Source organism: Pelomicrobium sp., from assembly GCF_036803785.1.
In the GTDB taxonomy this organism is placed as follows: Bacteria; Pseudomonadota; Gammaproteobacteria; order Burkholderiales; family UBA6910; genus Pelomicrobium.
The window spans coordinates 1-3534 of record NZ_DAIRTR010000204.1; the positions used below are offsets into that span (position 1 = coordinate 1).

Sequence of the window (3534 nt, forward strand, 5' to 3'; positions counted from 1 at the left end):
CGCTTCAGCCGGCCTGACTCTTCTCTTCGCCAGCGCCAGCTTTGCCGGTCAGCAGCGCGAGGCTTTCGAGGTAGGCCTTGCCGAAGGCGCCCATCCCTTCGGTGACTAGGCTCAACCATTGGGTCTGACTCTTGGTCGCCACCTCGTTGCAGGCGCGCTGGATGTCCACCCAGCCTTGGGCGTTTGCCTCTGCCACCTCGGTCCACTGGGCGAAGGCCTTCTTCGCGTCGCCGTTATCCAGCAGCGATTTCAGATGCTTGGAATTGCTCACGAACACGGCGCCGAGCGCGTCCATCTGCAGCTTGAACAAACGCTGCGCTTCGTCGCAACTCAGGGAAGCGAAGCGCTGGGCCGTTTCCATCGTGGCGTTAACCATTGTCCTGAATTGATCGAGCGGGTTAAGCATGCGTTTCCTCTTCTGGCGTACCGTTTGGATTCGTTCATAAAGCGGACCCGTCGGGGTAATGCGGGAGGACGGGCAACGCAACGATAGGCCGCCCCGGCGCCGCTCGCTATCAGGCAGGGGTCCGACCTGGACGTCGGATGTCGTCCGACACGGCGCCGGCCCACCGGAACCGCCCGCGGTCCGGCGAAGGCGTGCCCGGCCACCGTGAGCGGGGAGACCCGTCCCCGTGGGCGGAGAAGGAGGGCTTCATAGCACCCTGCGGCTCCTTTTCACCGATGAGGATGAGATAAGCGGCAGGCCCGCAAACGCCGGTATCGAGGCCTCAAGCGCGGGCGTTTGGGTGAAAGAAGCGTGCGTTAGCGCGCACCCCAGGACAAACCACCCTTGGGCAGGCTCAGCGCCTGGCCTGGAAAAGGCATCCCATGGGGCGCTCCGGCTCCATGGCCCGGTTTTTCGGGAGCAGCGCCGTTTTGGGTCCGGGTCACAACGGGGCGAGCCGGGCGGTGAAGTGGCGTAAGAACGGAGCCTGATACAGAAGCTTCAATCCCCGGATGGCTTTTCGGCGTGCCCATACCTCGACCACGGCCTCGATCACATAGTCGATGTGGCTTTGGGTGTAGACCCGTCGAGGGACAGCGAGCCGCACCAGATCCATGGCAGCGCGTTCCCCGAACATCAAGGTTCCGATCTCCACTGCGCGAATGCCGGCCTCCAAGTAAAGCTCGGCCGCGAGGGCCACCCCAGGGAATTCGGCCGGCGGGATGTGGGGGAGGAAGGCACGAGCATCCAGATAGATGGCGTGCCCACCGGGTGGCTGCACGATGGGCACTCCCGCGGCGACGAGGTGCTCGCCCAGATAGGCGACGGAGGCAATCCGGTATTTCAGGTAGTCTTCGTCCAGCGCCTCCTGCAAGCCGACTGCCACCGCCTCCAAGTCGCGCCCCGCCAGGCCTCCGTAGGTCGGGTAGCCCTCGGTGAGGATGAGCAGGTTGCGCTCCTCAAGCGCAAGGGTGTCGTCGTTGGTGCACAGGAAGCCGCCGATGTTGGCCAGTCCGTCCTTCTTGGCCGACATGGTGCAGCCGTCGCCGAGGGAGAAGATTTCCCGGGCGATCTCCCGGGCGCTCTTGCGCCCGCAGCCGGGCTCGCGCAGCTTGACGAGGTAGGCGTTCTCGGCGAAGCGGCAAGCATCGAAGTAGAGGGGGATCCCGTACTTGTCGCACACCGACTTGACCGCGCGCACGTTCTCCAGCGACACCGGCTGGCCGCCGCCGGAATTGTTGGTGAGCGTGAGCATCACTAGGGGGATGCGGCTCGCCCCCACCTCTGCGATCAGGCGTTGGAGGGCGGCCACGTCCATGTTGCCTTTGAATGGATATCGGCTGGCCGGATCCAGCGCCTGGGGGATCGGCAGGTCCACCGCCTGGGCACCCATGAACTCGAGGTTGGCCCGCGTGGTGTCAAAGTGGGTGTTGTTGGGCACCACGTCGCCCGGCTTGCACATCACGCCGAACAGAATGCGCTCCGCGGCCCGCCCCTGGTGGGTGGGAATCACGTGCTTGAAACCGAACACGTCCTGCACCGAGCGCCGGAAGTGCTCGTAGCTCGTGCTGCCGGCGTAGCTTTCATCGCCCAGCATCATGGCCGCCCATTGCCGGGTGCTCATGGCCGCCGTCCCGGAATCGGTGAGCAGGTCGATCAGGATCCCATCCGCCGGTAGGAGAAACAGGTTGTAGTGTGCTTGCCGCAGCAGCGATTCCCGTTCGGCGCGGGTGGTCCAGCGTATGGGCTCGACGCTTTTGATGCGGAAAGGCTCGATGATGGTCTTGATGGCCATGGCTTGTCTCACCCGGCGCGGGTGCGACGCGCGTGTGCGAGCACCGCCCGCGTCGCTTGCCGGCCGCACGGCGCGGGCGAGCCTTCTCTTCTCATAAGACGAGGGGAGACGGTCAAAGGTTGCGCCCTCGCAGGGGCACGAATCGCCAGGAAAACGTTCCGTTCCGGTACGGGAAAGGGCCACGCACCGAAACCAACGCTCCCTCTGCACCGAGCCGCGCACGCTGACGGCCGCCTCGGTGCGTCCGCCTTCCAAGGACACGGGAATGGCTTGCGCCTTGGGGGTCATGCTGGGGCCAGGTCCCCGCCCCGTTCGTGCGCATGTACACCTGCGGCGCCGCTTGTACTTGTCTGGCCGTTTCGTCTAGGGACTGGACCACGCCCTCCGCCGCCGCAGCAGGATTTTCCGCCTGACGTTCCACAAACAGAATCATCACCGCCAAGTCGTGGGCCACTTCGGCGGAGGCTTCTGCCTCGAGAGTGAGTATCCCGGAAAGTGCCTTGTCATGGCCCACGCCGGGCTCCGCCCGAAGCGCCCCGCTGCCCAGCATCGACCCCACCGCCAAGATGACCAGCCATCGTCTTCCATGCATGTCCGACGCTCCAGATCGCCTGTTGGGTGCAGGGCCCGCAAGCGGCGAGTCACCGGCAACTCACCCGCTTGCCAAGCCCGCGCGAACGCTTGAGCGGGGTCTAGACCAAGCAGCGGTCCAGGGTGCTTCCTCCATTGACCGGTAACGCATGCGGGCGGCGGCGCATTGTCCCATTCGCTGCTATCCTTGACCACCGTCCCTCGGTGAGCGATGGAGCCGTGCGCATCGGACGATGTTTTCTCGCCTTCAAGGGCTTTCTGGCCCTCGCCGGCCTGGTGGCCTTCAGCGCTGCCGGCGAGTCGCTGGCCGAGTCCTTGGCGCCCGTGCCGGAGCAGACGGGATTTTCCCGGGGCCTTTTATGGAAGGTGGAAGCGAAGGGGGTGGCGCCGAGCTACCTGTTCGGCACCCTCCACCTGGATGACGAGCGGGTGCTCGCCCTCCCCGAGCCCGTGAAGCACGCCTTTGAGGGGGCCCGAATCTTTGCCGCGGAACTGTTGACCAACGAGACGGCGGGCCGCGCTTTCCGCGCTGCCATGGTCACGCAGGCGCCCCAATTGCCTGCGCTCCTCGGCGAGGCGTGGTACGCGGAAGCAGATCGGCTGCTCGCCCGCTACGGCGTGCCCACGGAAGTGCGGCCCCGTCTCAAGCCCTGGGCCGCCATGCTGACCCTGCTGCAGCCGCTCGGCGCGACCGGCCCCATCC

At 65.8% G+C, this 3534-nt stretch carries 4 protein-coding genes; 1 reads left to right on the forward strand and 3 read right to left on the reverse strand.

What is annotated here, in order from left to right; translation table 11 throughout:
• Positions 1 to 4 precede the first annotated feature (4 nt).
• The 3 genes from V7Q81_RS15175 to V7Q81_RS15185 all read right to left on the reverse strand — a co-directional run bounded on the left by V7Q81_RS15175 (position 5) and on the right by V7Q81_RS15185 (position 2832).
• Entirely contained in the window at positions 5 to 406 is a 402-nt protein-coding gene (locus V7Q81_RS15175; RefSeq protein ID WP_333844987.1) for a phasin family protein, read from the reverse strand.
• A gap of 481 nt (positions 407 to 887) precedes the next feature.
• Complete coding sequence (locus V7Q81_RS15180) at positions 888 to 2234, reverse strand: tryptophanase (protein ID WP_333844996.1); 1347 nt, start codon at positions 2232 to 2234, stop codon at positions 888 to 890.
• A gap of 118 nt (positions 2235 to 2352) precedes the next feature.
• The gene (locus tag V7Q81_RS15185; RefSeq protein ID WP_333844990.1) at positions 2353 to 2832 is read right to left on the reverse strand and encodes an SIMPL domain-containing protein; all 480 of its coding nucleotides are present in this window, start codon (positions 2830 to 2832) and stop codon (positions 2353 to 2355) included.
• Between the two features lie 218 nt (positions 2833 to 3050).
• On the opposite strand from V7Q81_RS15185, the gene V7Q81_RS15190 reads away from it, so the two are divergent.
• Positions 3051 to 3534: TraB/GumN family protein (locus V7Q81_RS15190; protein WP_333844993.1), on the forward strand; the 484-nt coding region annotated here is incomplete at its 3' end.

Bases quoted from the DNA above. Each gene is read 5' to 3' on its own strand.
- V7Q81_RS15175 (WP_333844987.1), bottom strand. From the start codon at position 406: ATGCTTAACCCGCTCGATCAATTCAGGACAATGGTTAACGCCACGATG.
- V7Q81_RS15185 (WP_333844990.1), bottom strand. From the start codon at position 2,832: ATGCATGGAAGACGATGGCTGGTCATCTTGGCGGTGGGGTCGATGCTG.